Raw genomic sequence first — 15,518 nt, 5'->3', positions numbered from 1 at the left:
GATCGTCGACGACAGGAGTCGCTCTTGTTCCGTGTCCATCTCACCGACGTCACCAAGCGCTACGACGACCGGCTGGTCCTCGACCGGGTCTCCCTCACCGTCCGGCCCGGCGAGCGCGTCGGCGTCGTCGGCGACAACGGCTCCGGCAAGTCCACCCTCCTCCGGCTCCTCGCCGGACTGGAGCGGCCCGACAACGGCACCGTCACCGTCGAGGCCCCCGGCGGCCTCGGCCACCTCGCCCAGACCCTGGACCTCCCGGGCACGGCCACCGTCGGCGACGCCGTCGACCTCGCGCTCGCCGACGTACGGGAGCTGGAGCGGGCCATCCGCGCGGCCGAGGCGGCCCTCGACCGCACCGGGGACCTCGACGGCTACGCGGCACTCCTCGCCGCGTACGAGGCACGCGGCGGCCGGGACGCCGACCGGCGCGTCGAGACCACGCTGCGGCAGCTCGGCGAGCGCGCGCCGCTCGACCTGGACCGCCGGCTCTCCACGCTCTCCGGCGGACAGCGCTCCCGCCTCGCGCTCGCCGCCACGCTCGCCGCAGACCCCGAACTGCTCCTCCTCGACGAGCCGACCAACGACCTCGACGACGAGGCCGTGACCTGGCTGGAGGAGCGGCTGCGTGCCCACCGCGGCACCGTCGTCGCGGTCACCCACGACCGGGCCTTCCTCGACCGGGTCACCACCGCCGTCCTGGAGGTCGACCACGAGCTGCGGACCGTACGCCGGTACGGCAACGGCTACGACGGCTACCTCACCGGCCGCGCCGCCGAACGGGCCCGCTGGGAGCGGGAGTACGAGGAGTGGCGGGCGGAACTCGCCCGGTACTCGGCCCTCGCCGACGCGACCATCGACCGCTTCTCCGCCATCCCGCGCAAGGCCCCGGCCGCCTTCAGCGGGGCGGGCGCCTTCCGGGCCCGGTCACGGGCGCACGGCGCGATGAGCAGGATCCGGGCCGCCCGCGAGAAACTGCACCGGCTCACCGAGCACCCGGTGGCCGCGCCCCCGGAACCGCTGCGGTTCACGGCCGCCTTCGAAGGCGCGGCGGCGGGCCCGGTCGCCCTGACCGACGTACGCGTGGCGGGCCGCCTCGCGCTGGACTCCCTGCACCTGGCGCCCGGCGAGCGGCTCCTCGTCACCGGCCCCAACGGCGCCGGCAAGTCCACGCTGCTCAAGGTCCTCGCGGGCGAACTCGCCCCGGACAGCGGCACGGTGACGGCCCCGCGCCGGGTCGGGACGCTCCGCCAGGACACCGCCCTGCCCGACGACCCGCGCACCGTGGCGGAGGCCATCGGGGCGGGCCGGGAGGACGAGCTGCTCCGGCTCGGGCTCTTCGCGGCCGCCGACCTGGCCGTACCCGTACGGGAGTTGTCCACCGGCCAGCGACGGAAGCTGGAACTGGCCCGCCTGGTCACCCGCCCGGTGGACCTGCTCCTCCTCGACGAACCGACCAACCACCTCGCCCCCGGCCTGGTGGAGGAGATGGAGGCCGCGCTCGCCCACTATCCCGGCACCCTTGTGATCGTCACCCACGACCGCAGGATCCGGACCGGCTTCCGGGGCCGCCGCCTCGAACTGGCCCCGGAAGCCCTGGTGACGCGCTAGTCGTCGCCCTCCAGGTCGCCCTCCGACTCCAGGAACACCTGGCGCAGGGCGGCCAGGGTCTCGGGGTCCGGCTTCTCCCACATGCCGCGCGACTCGGCCTCCAGGAGGCGCTCCGCGATGCCGTGCAGGGCCCAGGGGTTGGCCTCCTTCAGGAAGGCCTGGTTCTCCGGGTCGAGGACGTACGTCTCGGTCAGCTTGTCGTACATCCAGTCGGCGACCACGCCGGTCGTCGCGTCGTAGCCGAAGAGGTAGTCGACCGTCGCCGCCAGCTCGAACGCGCCCTTGTAGCCGTGGCGGCGCATCGCCTCGATCCACTTGGGGTTGACCACCCGGGCCCGGAAGACCCGCGAGGTCTCCTCGACCAGCGTCCGGGTGCGGACGGTCTCCGGGCGGGTGGAGTCGCCGATGTACGCCTCGGGCGCGGTGCCCGTGAGCGCGCGGACCGTCGCCACCATGCCGCCGTGGTACTGGAAGTAGTCGTCGGAGTCGGCGATGTCGTGCTCGCGGGTGTCCGTGTTCTTCGCCGCGACCGCGATCCGCTTGTACGCCGTCTCCATCTCGGCCCGCGCCGGGCGGCCTTCGAGACCGCGGCCGTAGGCGTAGCCGCCCCAGACCGTGTACACCTCGGCGAGGTCCGCGTCCGTCCGCCAGTCGCGCGAGTCGATCAGCTGGAGGATGCCCGCGCCGTACGTGCCCGGCCGCGAACCGAAGATCCGGGTGGTCGCGCGCCGCTCGTCGCCGTGCTCGGCCAGGTCGGCCTGCGCGTGCGCCCGTACGTAGTTGTCCTCGGCCGGCTCGTCCAGCGCGGCGGCGAGCCGTACGGCGTCGTCGAGGAGCCCGATGACGTGCGGGAACGCGTCCCGGAAGAAGCCCGAGATGCGCAGCGTGACGTCGACGCGCGGGCGGCCCAGCTCGGCGAGCGGGATCGGCTCCAGACCGTTCACCCGGCGCGAGGCGTCGTCCCAGGTGGGGCGGACGCCCAGGAGGGCGAGCGCCTCGGCGACGTCGTCGCCGGCCGTGCGCATCGCGCTCGTACCCCACAGGGAGAGGCCGACGGAGGTCGGCCATTCTCCGTTGTCGGAGCGGTAGCGCTCCAGGAGCGAGTCGGCGAGCGCCTGGCCGGTCTCCCACGCGAGACGCGAGGGGACGGCCTTGGGGTCGACGGAGTAGAAGTTCCGGCCGGTCGGCAGGACGTTGACCAGGCCCCGGAGCGGCGAGCCCGAGGGGCCGGCGGGCACGAAGCCGCCGTTCAGCGCGTGCACGGCGTGGGCGAGTTCGTCGGTGGTCGCGGCGAGGCGCGGCACGACCTGCTCGGCGGCGAACCGGAGCACGGCCGCCACGTCGGGGCCGTGCGCGGCGGCGACCTCCGCGACCGCGTCCACGGACCAGTCGGCCGCCTCCATCGCCTCGACCAGCGCGCGGGCCGTCGCCTCCGCCTCGTCGGCGGTGGTCCGGGTCGCGGCCGACTCGTCCAGGCCGAGCGCCTCGCGCAGACCCGGCAGGGCCTGCGTACCACCCCAGATCTGCCGGGCGCGCAGGATCGACAGGACCAGGTTGACCCGCTCGGGCCCGGTCGGTGCCCCGCCAAGGACGTGCAGACCGTCGCGGATCTGGGCGTCCTTGACCTCGCAGAGCCAGCCGTCGACGTGCAGCAGGAAGTCGTCGAAGCCGTCGTCCTCGGGGCGGTCCTCCATCCCCAGGTCGTGGTCGAGCTTGGCCGCCTGGATCAGCGTCCAGATCTGCGCCCGGATCGCGGGCAGCTTCGACGGGTCCATGGAGGAGATCTGCGCGTACTCGTCGAGCAGCTGCTCCAGGCGCGCGATGTCGCCGTACGAGTCGGCGCGGGCCATCGGCGGCACCAGGTGGTCGACGAGCGTGGCGTGCACGCGCCGCTTGGCCTGCGTGCCCTCACCCGGGTCGTTGACGAGGAACGGGTAGACCAGCGGGATGTCACCGAGCGCCGCGTCCGGGCCGCACGCGGCCGACAGGCCCGCGTTCTTGCCGGGCAGCCACTCCAGGTTGCCGTGCTTGCCGAGGTGGACCATCGCGTCCGCCCCGAAGCCGCCGTCCTCGGCGCGCGCCGCGATCCAGCGGTAGGCGGCCAGGTAGTGGTGGGACGGCGGGAGATCGGGGTCGTGGTAGATCGCGATCGGGTTCTCGCCGAAGCCGCGCGGCGGCTGGATGAGGATCAGCAGGTTCCCGCGGCGCAGCGCGGCGAGGACGATGTCGCCCTCCGGGTTGCGGGAGCGGTCGAGGAACATCTCGCCGGGCGCGGGGCCCCAGTGCTCCTCCACGGCCTCCCGCAGCTCGGCGGGGAGCTGCGCGTACCAGCGCTTGTAGTCGGCGGCCGGGATGCGGACCGGGTTCTTGGCCAGCTGCTCCTCGGTCAGCCAGTCCTGGTCGTGGCCGCCGGCCTCGATCAGGGCGTAGATCAGCTCGTCGCCGTCGCCGGAGACGAGCCCCGGGATGTCGGCCTCGGCCCCGAAGTCGTACCCCTCGGCGATCAGCCGCCGCAGCAGCGCGACGGCGGAGGCGGGGGTGTCCAGGCCGACCGCGTTGCCGATCCGGGAGTGCTTCGTCGGGTACGCGGAGAGGACGAGCGCGAGCTTCTTCTCCGCGTTCGGGATGTGCCGCAGGCGGGCGTGGCGGACCGCGATCCCGGCGACGCGGGAGGCCCGCTCGGCGTCGGCGACGTAGGCGGGGAGCCCGTCCTCGTCGATCTCCTTGAAGGAGAACGGCACGGTGATCAGGCGGCCGTCGAACTCGGGCACGGCGACCTGGCTGGCCGCGTCCAGCGGGGAGAGCCCCTCGTCGTTCTCCTCCCAGGCGGCCCGGGAGCCGGTGAGGCAGAGCGCCTGCAGGATCGGTACGTCGAGGGCGGCGAGCGCGCCCGCGTCCCAGGCGTCCTCGTCGCCGCCGGCCTGCGCCTCGGCGGGCTTCGTGCCACCGGCGGCGAGGACGGTCGTGACGATCGCGTCCGCGCGCTGCAGCGTCTCGATCAGCTCGGGCTCGGGGGCGCGCAGCGAGGCGACGTAGAGCGGCAGGGCGCGGGCGCCCGCGTCCTCGATCGCCGAGCAGAGGGCGTCGACGAAGGCGGTGTTCCCGCTCATGTGGTGGGCGCGGTAGTAGAGCACCGCGACGGTCGGGCCCTCGGTCGTCCGGGCCGTGCGCTCCAGCGGGCCCCAGGTGGGCGCGGCGGCCGGGGCCTCGAAGCCGTGGCCGGTCAGCAGCACGGTGTCGGCGAGGAACCGGGCCAGCTGCTCCAGGTTGGCCGGGCCGCCGTGCGCGAGGTAGGCGTGGGCCTCGGTGGCGACGCCGACGGGGACGGTGGAAGCCTCCATGAGCTGGGCGTCGGGGGCCTGTTCGCCGGAGAGCACGACGACCGGCTTCCCCGCCGCGCGCACGGCCGTCAGGCCGTCCTCCCAGGCCCGCAGGCCGCCGAGCAGGCGGACGACGACGAGGTCGGCCTCGTCGAGGAGTCCGGGCAGGTCGTCCGGGGCGAGCCGGGAGGGATTGGCGAACCGGTAGGCGACCGGACCGCCGGCCGCGCGGGCGCTGAGCAGGTCGGTGTCGGAGTGCGACAGCAACAGAATTCGCATGCGTGCGCAGGCCTTCCTCGGGGTTGTCCGCGCCCCGGGTGGTCGTGTGGGTTGGGGCCTCCCCTGCTCGAGCGAAGCCGAGAGCTTGGGGAAGGGAGTTCCTGACTCACCGGGACCCTTCCGGGGCCCGGCTCACAGTGGCGGGACCGCGCCGGATTCTCACCGGGCTTCCTCCCCGGGGTCCTGGGACCCCATGCCGATCTGCATAGTAGATCGTGCGTCCGCCGGGCCGGTCTGGCCCGTCGGCGTCGTGGGTATGCTCGCCGCCATGCCGCCCACCCCACCCACTCCACCCAACCCGGGCGAACCGCCCGTACGGGACCGTGGTGACGCCTGCCCCGGGGCGCTTCGACTGCACGCCGCCGACGACGGGCGGCTGGCCCGACTGCGACTGCCCGCAGGGTTGTTGACGGCACGTCAGGTACTTACCCTGGCCTCGGTGGCCGAGGAGCTCGGGGACGGGCGGGTCAGTGTCACGTCCCGGGGGAACCTGGAGCTGCGCGGGCTCGGCGAGGGCTGCGGGGCGGAGCTGGCGGGGCGGCTCTCGGGCGCCGGGCTGCTGCCCTCCGAGACCCATGAGCGGGTCCGGAACATCGTGGCCTCCCCGGCGGCCGGACTCGACGGACTCGGCCACGGAGACGTGCAGTTGTGGGCCCGCGAGCTGGACGCGCTGCTGTGCGCGCGGCCGTGGACGGCGGCCCTGTCCGGCCGGTTCCTCTTCGCCCTGGACGACGGGCGGGGCGATGTGGCGGGGCTCGGCGGAGATGTGACGTTGATCGCAGAAGGCCCGTCGGTACGGATGCGGGTGGGCGGCCGGGACGTCCGGGTCGGCGCCGCCGACGCGCCCCGTGCCGCGCTCGCCGCCGCAGGGGCCTTCCTGGACGCCGCCCGCGCCGCCGGGAACGGCGCCTGGCGCGTACGGGAGCTTCCGGAGGGCCACAAGCCGGACGTGGCCGGCGCGCTCGCGGGCGCCGGGATCGTGTCGGAGCCCGTAACCGCGGCGGAACCGCCGCACGCGGAGCCGCACGCCGGGCCGCCCGCCCCCGGGCCCCTCGGCGCGACCGCCCTGCACGTGCTCGCGCCCCTCGGGCGGCTGACCGCAGGCCAGCTGCGGGCGCTCGCCGCGAGCGGCGGCGAGGTGCGGCTCACACCCTGGCGCGGGGCCGTCGTCACCGGCCTCGCGGGCCCCGGCGCCGTCGCGACCCGGCTGCGCGAGCTCGACGCCCACGGTCTCGTCACCGACCCGCGCTCCCCCTGGGCCGGGGTCGGCGCCTGCACCGGGCGCCCCGGCTGCGCGAAGTCCCTCGCGGACGTGCGCGCCGACGCCACCCCGGGCAGCGGCCACCGTTCCGGCGGGCTGCCCGTGTACTTCTCCGGGTGCGAGCGGCGCTGCGGCCACCCGCACGGCGCCTGGGTCGACGTCCTCGCCACCGGCGACGGCACGTACCTGGTGAACGGCGTCCCCACCCCCCGTACCGCCCTGCCCGACGCCGTCGCGGCGGCCCGCGTCCCCACAGCAAACACGAGATGAGCGAGAGCAGCAGGATGTTCGACTACGAGAAGGACGGCACGGAGATCTACCGCCAGTCCTTTGCCACGATCCGCGCCGAGGCGGACCTCGCGGGTCTGCCCGCCGACGTCGCCCAGGTCGCCGTCCGCATGATCCACGCCTGCGGGATGACCGACCTGGTCGCCGACCTCGCGTACTCCCCGCAGGTCGTCTCCCGGGCCCGCGCCGCCCTGCGCGCGGGCGCGCCGATCCTCTGCGACGCGCAGATGGTCGCCAGCGGCGTCACCCGCAGGCGGCTGCCCGCCGACAACGAGGTCGTCTGCACGCTCTCCGACCCGTCCGTGCCCGCGCTCGCCGCCGAACTCGGCACCACCCGCAGCGCCGCCGCCCTCGAACTCTGGCGCGACCGCCTCGAAGGCTCCGTCGTCGCCATCGGCAACGCGCCCACCGCGCTCTTCCACCTCCTGGAGATGGTCGCCAAGGGCGCCGGGAAGCCCGCCGCCGTCCTCGGCATACCCGTCGGCTTCATCGGCGCCGCCGAGTCCAAGGACGCCCTCGCCGACCGGGCCCGGACCCTCGGACTCGACTACCTCGTCGTCCGCGGCCGGCGCGGCGGCAGCGCCATGACCGCCGCGGCGATCAACGCCCTCGCCCACGAAGCGGAGATCCAGGCATGAGCACGCCCCCCACGCCCACCACAGGCAAGCTGTACGGGGTCGGCCTCGGGCCCGGCGACCCGGAGCTGCTCACCCTCGCGGCGGTCAGGGCCATCGCCTCCGCCGACGTGATCGCGTACCACTCGGCCCGGCACGGCCGGTCCATCGCCCGCTCGATAGCGGCCGAGCACATCCGGGCCGACCAGATCGAGGAGCGGCTGATGTACCCGCTCACGGTCGAGACCACGGACCACCCCGGCGGCTACCGGGGCGCGCTCGACGACTTCTACGCGGAGGCCGCCGCCCGGCTCGCCGCGCACCTGGACGCCGGTCGCACGGTCGCCGTGCTCGCCGAGGGCGACCCGCTCTTCTACGGCTCGTACCAGCACATGCACAAGCGGCTCGCGGACCGCTACGACACCACGGTCATCCCCGGGGTGACCTCGGTCAGCGCCGCCGCCGCCCGGCTCGGGGAGCCGCTGTGCGAGGCCGAGGAGGTCCTGACGATCATCCCCGGCACGCTTCCCGAGGACGAGCTGACGGCCCGGCTCGCGGGCACCGACTCGGCGGTCGTGATGAAGCTCGGCCGGACGTTCCCGACCGTGCGGCGCGCCCTGGAGCGGGCGGGCCGGCTCGAGGACGCGCGGTACGTGGAGCGGGCGTTCATGGCGGGCGAGCGGACCGGGACCCTGGCGGACGTGGACCCGGAGACGGTCCCGTACTTCTCGGTGGCCGTGCTGCCCTCCCGGATCGACCAGGCCCCGCCGGTACGGGAGCGGGGCGAGGTCGTGGTCGTCGGCACGGGACCGGCGGGCGCGCCCTGGCTGACGCCCGAGTCGCGCGGCGCGCTCGTCAACGCCGACGACCTCGTCGGCTACACCACGTACCTCGACCGGGTCCCGGTGCTGCGGCCCGGGCAGCGGCGGCACGGCTCGGACAACAAGGTCGAGTCCGAGCGCGCCGAGTTCGCGCTCGACCTGGCCCGGCGCGGGCGGCGGGTCGCGGTCGTCTCGGGCGGCGACCCGGGTGTCTTCGCCATGGCGACGGCGGTCCTGGAGGTGGCCTGCGACCCCGCCTACGCGGACGTGCCGGTACGGGTCCTGCCGGGGGTGACGGCCGCGAACGCGGCGGCTGCCGCGGCGGGCGCCCCGCTCGGCCACGACTACGCCACGATCTCGCTCTCCGACCGGCTCAAGCCCTGGGAGGTCATCGCGGCCCGGCTGCGCGCGGCGGCCGAGGCGGACCTGGTCCTGGCGCTGTACAACCCGGGCTCCAAGTCCCGTACGCACCAGGTGGCGGCCGCCCGTGAGCTGCTGCTCGAACTCCGCTCGCCCGAGACGCCTGTGGTCGTCGCGCGGGACGTCGGCGGCCCGGAGGAATCGGTGCGGGTGGTGACCCTGAAGACCCTGGAGCCGAGCGAGGTCGACATGCGCACGCTGCTCCTTGTCGGCTCGTCGCAGACGCGGGCGGTGGAGCGCGCCGACGGCCGCACGATCGCCTGGACGCCCCGGCGCTACCCGGAGGCGTGACGGGTCAGGTCAGGCCTCCGCCCGCCCACGGACCCAGGCGGCCGCCTCCGTCACGGCGGCGGCCGTTTCCACGCCCTCGGGGACGGGCGGGCGGCGGACGACGACCACCGGGACGCCGGACTCGCGGGCGGCCCGGAGCTTGGGGGCGGTCGCGGCGCCGCCGCTGTCCTTGGTGACGAGGACGTCGATACGGTGCGAGCGGAGGACCTCGCGCTCGCCGTCGAGGGTGAACGGGCCGCGGTCCAGGAGGACTTCGGTGCGGGCGGGCATCGGGGGCTCGGGCGGGTCGACGGAGCGGACCAGGAACCACTGCGGGCAGTCGGCGAAGGCCGCGAGCCCCATGCGCCCGGTCGTCAGGAACACCCGGTCCCCGAGCCCGTCCAGGGCGCGCGCCGCCTCGGCCAGGGAGCCGACCGGGTGCCAGTCGTCCCCGGCCTCCGGGACCCAGCCGGGGCGGCGCAGGGCCAGCAGGGGAACATGGGCGGTGGCGGCCGCCCCGGCCGCGTTGAAGCTGATGGTCTCCGCGAAGGGATGGGTGGCGTCGATGACCGCGTCCACGTGGTGCTCGCGCACCCAGGCCACGAGCCCGTCCACGCCGCCGAACCCGCCGATCCGGACCTCACCGGCGGGCAGCCGGGGCGCGGCGACGCGGCCGGCGAGGGAGCTGGTGACGCGTACCGTGCCGCCGTCCGTGCCGTGCAGGCGCTCGGCGAGGGCGCGGGCCTCGCTGGTCCCGCCGAGAATGAGTACGTGCACGGGAGCCACGGGAGTCACGGAAGCCACGGGGGTCCTTTCGTGAGTGCGGGCGGCGGGCGAGACGCCCAACTCAAGCACACCGGTCTGCGGCCCGGCTGGACGACCGGCGCCTGCGCGACGGCGGCGACGACGGCCGCGTACACGGCGCTGCTCACCGGCGACTTCCCCGACCCGGTGACGATCACTCTGCCGAAGGGCCAGCGTCCGGCGTTCGCGCTCGCGGCGGAGGAGCTGGCCGGCGGCGCGGCGATGGCGGCGGTGGTGAAGGACGCGGGCGACGACCCGGACGTCACGCACGGCGCGCTGATCCGCTCGACGGTCCGGCTGCTGCCGGCCGGTTCCGGCGTCGTCTTCCGGGCCGGTCCCGGCGTCGGTACGGTCACGCTGCCCGGCCTGCCCCTGGAGGTCGGCGAGCCGGCGATCAACCCGGTACCGCGGCAGATGATGCGCGACCACGTGGCGGAGGTGGCGGCGGCGCACGGGGGCGGCGGCGACGTGGAGATCACGGTCTCCGTCGACCACGGCGAGGAGATCGCCCGCTCGACGTGGAACCCGCGGATCGGGATCCTCGGCGGTCTGTCGATCCTCGGCACGACGGGCGTGGTCGTCCCCTACTCGTGCTCGGCGTGGATCGACTCTATCCGCCGGGGCGTGGACGTGGCCCGCGCGGCGGGCCTCCGCCACGTGGCGGGCTGCACCGGCTCCACCTCGGAGAAGACGGTGGCGACGCTCTACGACCTGCCGGAGATCGCCCTGCTCGACATGGGCGACTTCGCGGGCGCGGTCCTGAAGTACATCCGCCGCCACCCCGTGGACCGCCTGACGATCTGCGGCGGCTTCGCGAAGCTCTCCAAGCTGGCCGCGGGCCACCTGGACCTCCACTCCGCCCGCTCCCAGGTCGACAAGGCCTTCCTCGCCGACCTGGCCCGCACGGGCGGCGCGAGCGACGCCCTGGCCGCGGAGATCGCGGCGGCCAACACGGGCCTCGCGGCCCTGCGCCTCTGCGAGTCCGCCGGCGTCCCCCTCGGCGACCTGGTCGCCGCCCACGCCCGCGACGAGTCCCTCACGGTCCTGCGCGGCGCCCCGGTCACCGTGGACGTCATCTGCATCGACCGCGCGGGCACGGTCGTGGGCCGCTCGACGCCGGCGGGGCCTTCGCGGGCGGGCTGAGCCCGCAGGGCTCCCGGAGCCGCCTTCCACCGGATGCGACGCCCGCTACCCGAATCTAGGCTTACCAGGACAAAGCCCCGTCCGAGAGGGAGTCCCATGGCGAAGCGCGGCAACAAGAGGCGGGCCCGTAAGAAGAAGAAGGCCAACCACGGCAAGCGGCCCAACGCCTGAGCTGTGGCGATGACCGAACCGGGCCGGGTCCCCCGCGGGGCCCGGCCTTCTTGTGTCCGCTCCGGTGTCAGCAGGTGTGGCGGTCGCGGGCCGGGTCGTAGAGGTGGCTGTCGCGGAACTGGGAGGCCGCGAGGGTGCGGCCGACCAGGATCACCGCCGTCTTCGTGATGCCGGCCGCCTTCGTCTGGTCCGCGATGTCCGCCAGGGTGCCCCGCAGCACGACCTCGTCCGGGCGGCTGGCCATCGCCACGACCGCCGCCGGGCAGTCGGCGCCGTAGTGCGGGGTGAGTTCGGCGACGACCCGGTCGACGTAGCGGGCCGCCAGGTGGAGGACGAGGAGGGCGCCGCTGCGGCCGAGGGTCGCCAGGTCCTCGCCCTCCGGCATCGGGGTGGCCTGCTGGGCGATCCGGGTCAGGATCACCGTCTGGCCCACCGTCGGAACGGTCAGCTCCCGCTTGAGGGCCGCCGCGGCCGCCGCGAAGGCGGGGACGCCCGGCACGACCTCGTACGGGATGCCCCGCGCGTCGAGCCGCCGCATCTGCTCCGCGACCGCGCTGAAGACGGACGGGTCGCCCGAGTGCAGCCGCGCCACGTCCTGGCCCGCCTCGTGGGCGCGGACGAACTCGGCCTCGATCCGGTCCAGGTCCAGGTCCGCCGTGTCCACCAGGCGCGCGTCCGGCGGGCACTCGGCGAGCAGCTCGCGCGGGACCAGGGAGCCCGCGTACAGGCACACCCCGCAGGAGGCCAGCGCCCGGGCGCCGCGCAGCGTGATCAGGTCGGCCGCACCCGGGCCCGCGCCGATGAAGTAGACGGTCATGCTCCAGCTCCTGCTTTCGTTACGGACCACTGCGTGACCGGCATCGCCTGCCGCCAGCCGGTGAAACCGCCCACCGGGACGGCCTGGGCGACGGCGAGCCTGACCAGCTCCCCGCCGTGCTCGCCGTACCAGCGCGCGAGCAGCGCCTCGGACTCCAGGGTCACGGTGTTCGCGACCAGCCTCCCGCCCGCGGGCAGCGCCGCCCAGCAGGCTTCGAGCAGGCCGGGGGCGGTCAGACCGCCGCCGACGAAGATCGCGTCGGGGGTCGGGAGGGCCGCGAGGCCGTCCGGGGCCGCCGCCGTCACCACCCGCAGCGCCGGGACGCCGAGCGCCTCCGCGTTGCGGGCGATCCGCGCCGCCCGCGCCGGGTTCTTCTCCACCGCCACCGCCCGGCAGGAGCGGTGCGTCCGCATCCACTCGATGCCGATCGAGCCCGAGCCGCCGCCGATGTCCCAGAGCAGCTCCCCGGGCGCGGGCGCGAGCGCGGCGAGCGTCGCCGCGCGGACGTAGCGCTTGGTGAGCTGGCCGTCGTGCTCGTACGCCTCGTCCGGCAGACCCGGTACGGCGCCGAGCCGCGGCGCGTCGGGGGAGCGGACGAGGTCGAGGGCGATCACGTTCAGGGGGTCCACCGGCACGTTCAGGGGGTCCGCCGACCCCGTCCGCGGCCAGGTCTCCGCCGTCGCGTCGACCGTCCGCTCGCGGTCCGAGCCGAGCTGTTCCAGTACCCGCATCCGGGTGCCTCCGAAGCCCTTCTCCCGCAGCAGGCCCGCGACCTCGCCCGGGGTCGAGCCGTCCGCGCTGAGGACGAGGAGCCGGCGGCCGTCGTGCAGGGCGGCGGAGAGCCCCGCGAGGGGCCGGCCCACCAGCGAGACGGTCTCCACGGTCTCCCCGGCCCAGCCCAGGCGGGCGCAGGCGTACGAGACGGAGGAGGGGTGCGGCAGGACGTCCAGGCGCTCGGCGCCGACCGTCTCGGCGAGGGTGCGCCCGATCCCGTAGAAGGTGGGGTCCCCGCTGGCGAGGACGGCCACGGCACGGCCCTCGTGGGCGGCGAGGAGGCCCGGCACGGCGGGCCGCAGCGGCGAGGGCCAGGCGATCCGCTCGCCGGGGCACTCGTCGGCGGGCAGCAGATCGAGCTGCCGGACGCCTCCGATCAGGACCTCGGCGGCGCCGAGGACGCGGCGGGACCGCGCGGGAAGGCCGTCCCAGCCGTCCGCGCCGATCCCGACGACGGATATCGCGGCCGGAGGAACGGTGCTGGTGCTCACGTCGGCGAACTCTACGGGAGGCCGTCCAGCGCCATCCGAGGCGGTGAAGCGGATAACTATCCGGTAACGTGACGCACCCGGAATACGGCAACCGGGTGCACGGCTGAGCGTGATGGTTTAAGATTCAACCATCAGCCCCGAGAAGGCACCCCAGCGAGAGGTGAGCACGATGCAGTTCGGGATCTTCACCGTCGGCGACGTGACGACCGACCCCACCACCGGCCGCACCCAGACCGAGCACGAGCGGATCAAGAACACCGTCGCCATCGCGCTCAAGGCGGAAGAGGTCGGGCTCGACGTCTTCGCGACCGGCGAGCACCACAACCCGCCCTTCGTGCCGTCCTCCCCGACCACCCTCCTCGGGCACATCGCCGCGCGGACCGAGAACCTGATCCTCTCCACCTCCACCACGCTGATCACCACCAACGACCCGGTGAAGATCGCCGAGGACTACGCGACCCTCCAGCACCTCGCCGACGGCCGCGTGGACCTGATGATGGGGCGCGGCAACACCGGCCCCGTCTACCCGTGGTTCGGCCAGGACATCCGCCAGGGCATCCCGCTCGCCATCGAGAACTACGCGCTCCTCCACAGGCTGTGGAGGGAGGACGTGGTCGACTGGGAGGGCAAGTTCCGCACCGCCCTCCAGGGCTTCACCGCCACGCCCCGCCCGCTGGACGGCGTCCCGCCGTTCGTCTGGCACGGCTCGATCCGCTCCCCCGAGATCGCCGAGCAGGCCGCGTACTACGGCGACGGCTTCTTCGCCAACCACATCTTCTGGCCCAAGCAGCACACCGAGAAGATGGTCCGCCTCTACCGCCAGCGCTACGCCCACTACGGCCACGGCACCCCCGAGCAGGCCATCGTCGGCCTCGGCGGCCAGATCTTCATGCGGAAGAACTCCCAGGACGCCGTACGGGAGTTCCGCCCGTACTTCGACAACGCGCCGGTCTACGGCCACGGCCCCTCCCTGGAGGAGTTCACCCGCGAGACCCCGCTGACCGTCGGCTCCCCGCAGGAGGTCATCGAGCGCACCCTCTCCTTCCGCGACTACGTCGGCGACTACCAGCGCCAGCTCTTCCTGGTCGACCACGCCGGCCTGCCCCTGAAGACCGTCCTGGAGCAGCTCGACATCCTCGGCGAGGAGGTCGTCCCGGTGCTGCGCAAGGAGTTCGCCAACCTGCGGCCCGCCGGCGTCCCGGAGACCGCCCCGCTCCACCCCTCCGTCCAGCAGAAGGCCGCCCAGCAGGCATCGCAGCAGAACCAGGAGGCATGAGCCATGCAGACCCTGAAGCTGGTCGCCGTGTCCGCCGGACTCAGCGCGCCCTCCTCCACCCGGCTGCTCGCCGACCGGCTCGCCAAGGCCGCCGAGCAGCGGCTGGTCGAGCAGGAGTACGTCGTCGAGGTCCAGGTGGTCGAACTGCGCGACCTCGCCGTCGACATCGCGAAGAACTTCGTGAGCGGCTTCCCCTCCGGGCAGCTCCAGGCGGCGATCGACGCGGTGACCGGCGCCGACGGGGTGATCGCGGTGACGCCCGTCTTCACCGCCTCGTACAGCGGCCTGTTCAAGTCCTTCTTCGACCTGATCGACCCGGCCGCGCTGACCGGCAGGCCGGTGCTGATCGGCGCGACCGGCGGCACGGCCCGGCACTCGCTCGTCCTCGACCACGCGCTGCGCCCGCTCTTCGCCTATCTGCGGGCCCTCGTCGTCCCGACGGCCGTCTACGCGGCCTCGGAGGACTGGGGTTCGGGCGGCGACGAGTGGACGGACGGCCTGCCGTCCCGGATCGCCCGGGCCGGGCACGAACTCGCCGACCTGGTCGCGGCCAGGGGCCCGGCGGGCGCGGCGGACGACGACGAGGTCGTCCCCTTCGAGCGACAGCTCGCCGACCTGCGCCTGGATTGAGCGTCTTTGTTACGTTGGGGGCGAATGCGTGATCCAGCGAACGGAGACCGACATGGCCGGCAGGATCGTGGTGGGCGTCGACGGTTCGGAACCGTCCCTCAAGGCGCTGCGGTGGGCGGCCGGGCAGGCCGCCCTCACCGGGGACGAGCTCCAGGTGGTGTCCAGTTGGGAGTACCCGGCGTCCTGGGCGACGCTCATGCCCGGAGTGCCGCCGGAGTTCGACCCGGAGCGGCTCGCCAAGGAGATCCTGGACCAGTCCCTGGCCGAGGCGCTCGCCCCGGCCGTCGCGGCCACGGTCACTCGCACGGTCGTCGGCGGCAACCCGGCCCAGGCCCTGCTCGACCAGGCCCCGGGCGCGTCCCTGCTGGTCGTCGGCGACCGCGGGTACGCGGGCTTCAAGGCGGCGGTCCTGGGCTCCGTCTCCACCCATGTGACCCAGCACGCGCCGTGTCCGGTGGTCGTGGTCCGGGGCGAGTGAGACGCCGGGCCGAGTGACGGGTTCGCGGTTCGCCGAGTGCCGGGTTGCCGTGC

Annotated in this window: 13 protein-coding genes and 1 riboswitch; of the genes, 9 read left to right on the top strand and 4 right to left on the bottom strand. The window is 74.6% G+C overall.

The window, feature by feature from the left end; all coding sequences use genetic code 11:
* Positions 1-24: 24 nt before the first annotated feature.
* The gene (abc-f, locus tag ACF09C_RS10435) at positions 25-1,608 is read left to right on the top strand and encodes a ribosomal protection-like ABC-F family protein (protein WP_392090927.1); all 1,584 of its coding nucleotides are present in this window, start codon (positions 25-27) and stop codon (positions 1,606-1,608) included.
* On the opposite strand, the gene cobN is transcribed toward abc-f, so the two are convergent.
* A complete protein-coding gene (gene cobN / locus ACF09C_RS10430) occupies positions 1,605-5,207 on the bottom strand; it encodes a cobaltochelatase subunit CobN (protein ID WP_392090926.1) in 3,603 nt (1,200 codons plus the stop codon). The genes abc-f and cobN overlap by 4 nt on opposite strands.
* A gap of 76 nt (positions 5,208-5,283) precedes the next feature.
* A riboswitch (cobalamin riboswitch) is annotated at positions 5,284-5,417 on the bottom strand.
* A gap of 46 nt (positions 5,418-5,463) precedes the next feature.
* On the opposite strand from cobN, the gene ACF09C_RS10425 reads away from it, so the two are divergent.
* The 3 genes from ACF09C_RS10425 to ACF09C_RS10415 are packed head-to-tail and all read left to right on the top strand — an operon-like array spanning position 5,464 to position 8,902.
* Positions 5,464-6,738 (top strand): cobalamin biosynthesis protein CobG, encoded by a 1,275-nt coding sequence (locus tag ACF09C_RS10425; RefSeq protein WP_392091397.1) that lies wholly within the window; start codon positions 5,464-5,466, stop codon positions 6,736-6,738.
* Positions 6,739-6,752: 14 nt separating this feature from the next.
* Positions 6,753-7,394 (top strand): precorrin-8X methylmutase, encoded by a 642-nt coding sequence (locus ACF09C_RS10420; RefSeq protein WP_392091396.1) that lies wholly within the window; start codon positions 6,753-6,755, stop codon positions 7,392-7,394.
* Positions 7,391-8,902: a precorrin-2 C(20)-methyltransferase gene (locus tag ACF09C_RS10415; protein ID WP_392090925.1), complete on the top strand. Its 1,512-nt coding sequence runs from the start codon at positions 7,391-7,393 to the stop codon at positions 8,900-8,902. The genes ACF09C_RS10420 and ACF09C_RS10415 overlap by 4 nt, the downstream gene beginning before the upstream one ends.
* Positions 8,903-8,911: 9 nt before the next feature.
* On the opposite strand, the gene ACF09C_RS10410 is transcribed toward ACF09C_RS10415, so the two are convergent.
* Complete coding sequence (locus tag ACF09C_RS10410) at positions 8,912-9,658, bottom strand: cobalt-precorrin-6A reductase (RefSeq protein WP_392090924.1); 747 nt, start codon at positions 9,656-9,658, stop codon at positions 8,912-8,914.
* Between the two features lie 39 nt (positions 9,659-9,697).
* On the opposite strand from ACF09C_RS10410, the gene ACF09C_RS10405 reads away from it, so the two are divergent.
* Positions 9,698-10,828, top strand: coding sequence for a cobalt-precorrin-5B (C(1))-methyltransferase (locus tag ACF09C_RS10405; protein WP_392090923.1), 1,131 nt, complete (start codon positions 9,698-9,700; stop codon positions 10,826-10,828).
* Positions 10,829-10,924: 96 nt separating this feature from the next.
* Positions 10,925-10,999 (top strand): 50S ribosomal protein bL37, encoded by a 75-nt coding sequence (locus tag ACF09C_RS10400; protein ID WP_100661309.1) that lies wholly within the window; start codon positions 10,925-10,927, stop codon positions 10,997-10,999.
* Positions 11,000-11,066: 67 nt separating this feature from the next.
* On the opposite strand, the gene cobM is transcribed toward ACF09C_RS10400, so the two are convergent.
* Together cobM and cbiE are read right to left on the bottom strand one after the other, a co-directional pair.
* Complete coding sequence (gene cobM / locus ACF09C_RS10395; protein WP_392090922.1) at positions 11,067-11,816, bottom strand: precorrin-4 C(11)-methyltransferase; 750 nt, start codon at positions 11,814-11,816, stop codon at positions 11,067-11,069.
* Positions 11,813-13,081 (bottom strand): precorrin-6y C5,15-methyltransferase (decarboxylating) subunit CbiE, encoded by a 1,269-nt coding sequence (gene cbiE, locus ACF09C_RS10390; RefSeq protein WP_392090921.1) that lies wholly within the window; start codon positions 13,079-13,081, stop codon positions 11,813-11,815. The genes cobM and cbiE overlap by 4 nt, the downstream gene beginning before the upstream one ends.
* 169 nt (positions 13,082-13,250) lie before the next feature.
* Between cbiE and ACF09C_RS10385 the strand changes: the two genes are divergently transcribed.
* The 3 genes from ACF09C_RS10385 to ACF09C_RS10375 are packed head-to-tail and all read left to right on the top strand — an operon-like array spanning position 13,251 to position 15,465.
* Positions 13,251-14,357, top strand: coding sequence for an LLM class flavin-dependent oxidoreductase (locus ACF09C_RS10385; RefSeq protein ID WP_392090920.1), 1,107 nt, complete (start codon positions 13,251-13,253; stop codon positions 14,355-14,357).
* A 3-nt stretch (positions 14,358-14,360) separates the two neighbouring features.
* On the top strand, positions 14,361-14,987 hold the full coding sequence (locus ACF09C_RS10380; protein WP_392090919.1) for an FMN reductase: 627 nt from the start codon (positions 14,361-14,363) through the stop codon (positions 14,985-14,987).
* A 52-nt stretch (positions 14,988-15,039) separates the two neighbouring features.
* Positions 15,040-15,465 carry a universal stress protein gene (locus ACF09C_RS10375; RefSeq protein WP_392091395.1) on the top strand — a complete coding sequence of 142 codons (426 nt, stop codon included), beginning with the start codon at positions 15,040-15,042 and terminating at the stop codon, positions 15,463-15,465.
* The last annotated feature ends 53 nt before the right edge of the window (positions 15,466-15,518 follow it).

The sequence above is a fragment of the Streptomyces sp. NPDC014870 genome, assembly GCF_043081505.1.
Taxonomy (GTDB): domain Bacteria; phylum Actinomycetota; class Actinomycetes; order Streptomycetales; family Streptomycetaceae; genus Streptomyces.
Note: the sequence above shows the minus strand (reverse complement) of the source record. Positions and strands in the feature narration are given on the sequence as shown.

Bases quoted from the DNA above. Each gene is read 5' to 3' on its own strand.
- cobN (WP_392090926.1), bottom strand. From the start codon at position 5,207: ATGCGAATTCTGTTGCTGTCGCACTCCGACACCGACCTGCTCAGCGCC.
- ACF09C_RS10425 (WP_392091397.1), top strand. From the start codon at position 5,464: ATGCTCGCCGCCATGCCGCCCACCCCACCCACTCCACCCAACCCGGGC.
- ACF09C_RS10420 (WP_392091396.1), top strand. From the start codon at position 6,753: ATGTTCGACTACGAGAAGGACGGCACGGAGATCTACCGCCAGTCCTTT.
- ACF09C_RS10415 (WP_392090925.1), top strand. From the start codon at position 7,391: ATGAGCACGCCCCCCACGCCCACCACAGGCAAGCTGTACGGGGTCGGC.
- cobM (WP_392090922.1), bottom strand. From the start codon at position 11,816: ATGACCGTCTACTTCATCGGCGCGGGCCCGGGTGCGGCCGACCTGATC.
- ACF09C_RS10385 (WP_392090920.1), top strand. From the start codon at position 13,251: ATGCAGTTCGGGATCTTCACCGTCGGCGACGTGACGACCGACCCCACC.
- ACF09C_RS10380 (WP_392090919.1), top strand. From the start codon at position 14,361: ATGCAGACCCTGAAGCTGGTCGCCGTGTCCGCCGGACTCAGCGCGCCC.
- ACF09C_RS10375 (WP_392091395.1), top strand. From the start codon at position 15,040: ATGGCCGGCAGGATCGTGGTGGGCGTCGACGGTTCGGAACCGTCCCTC.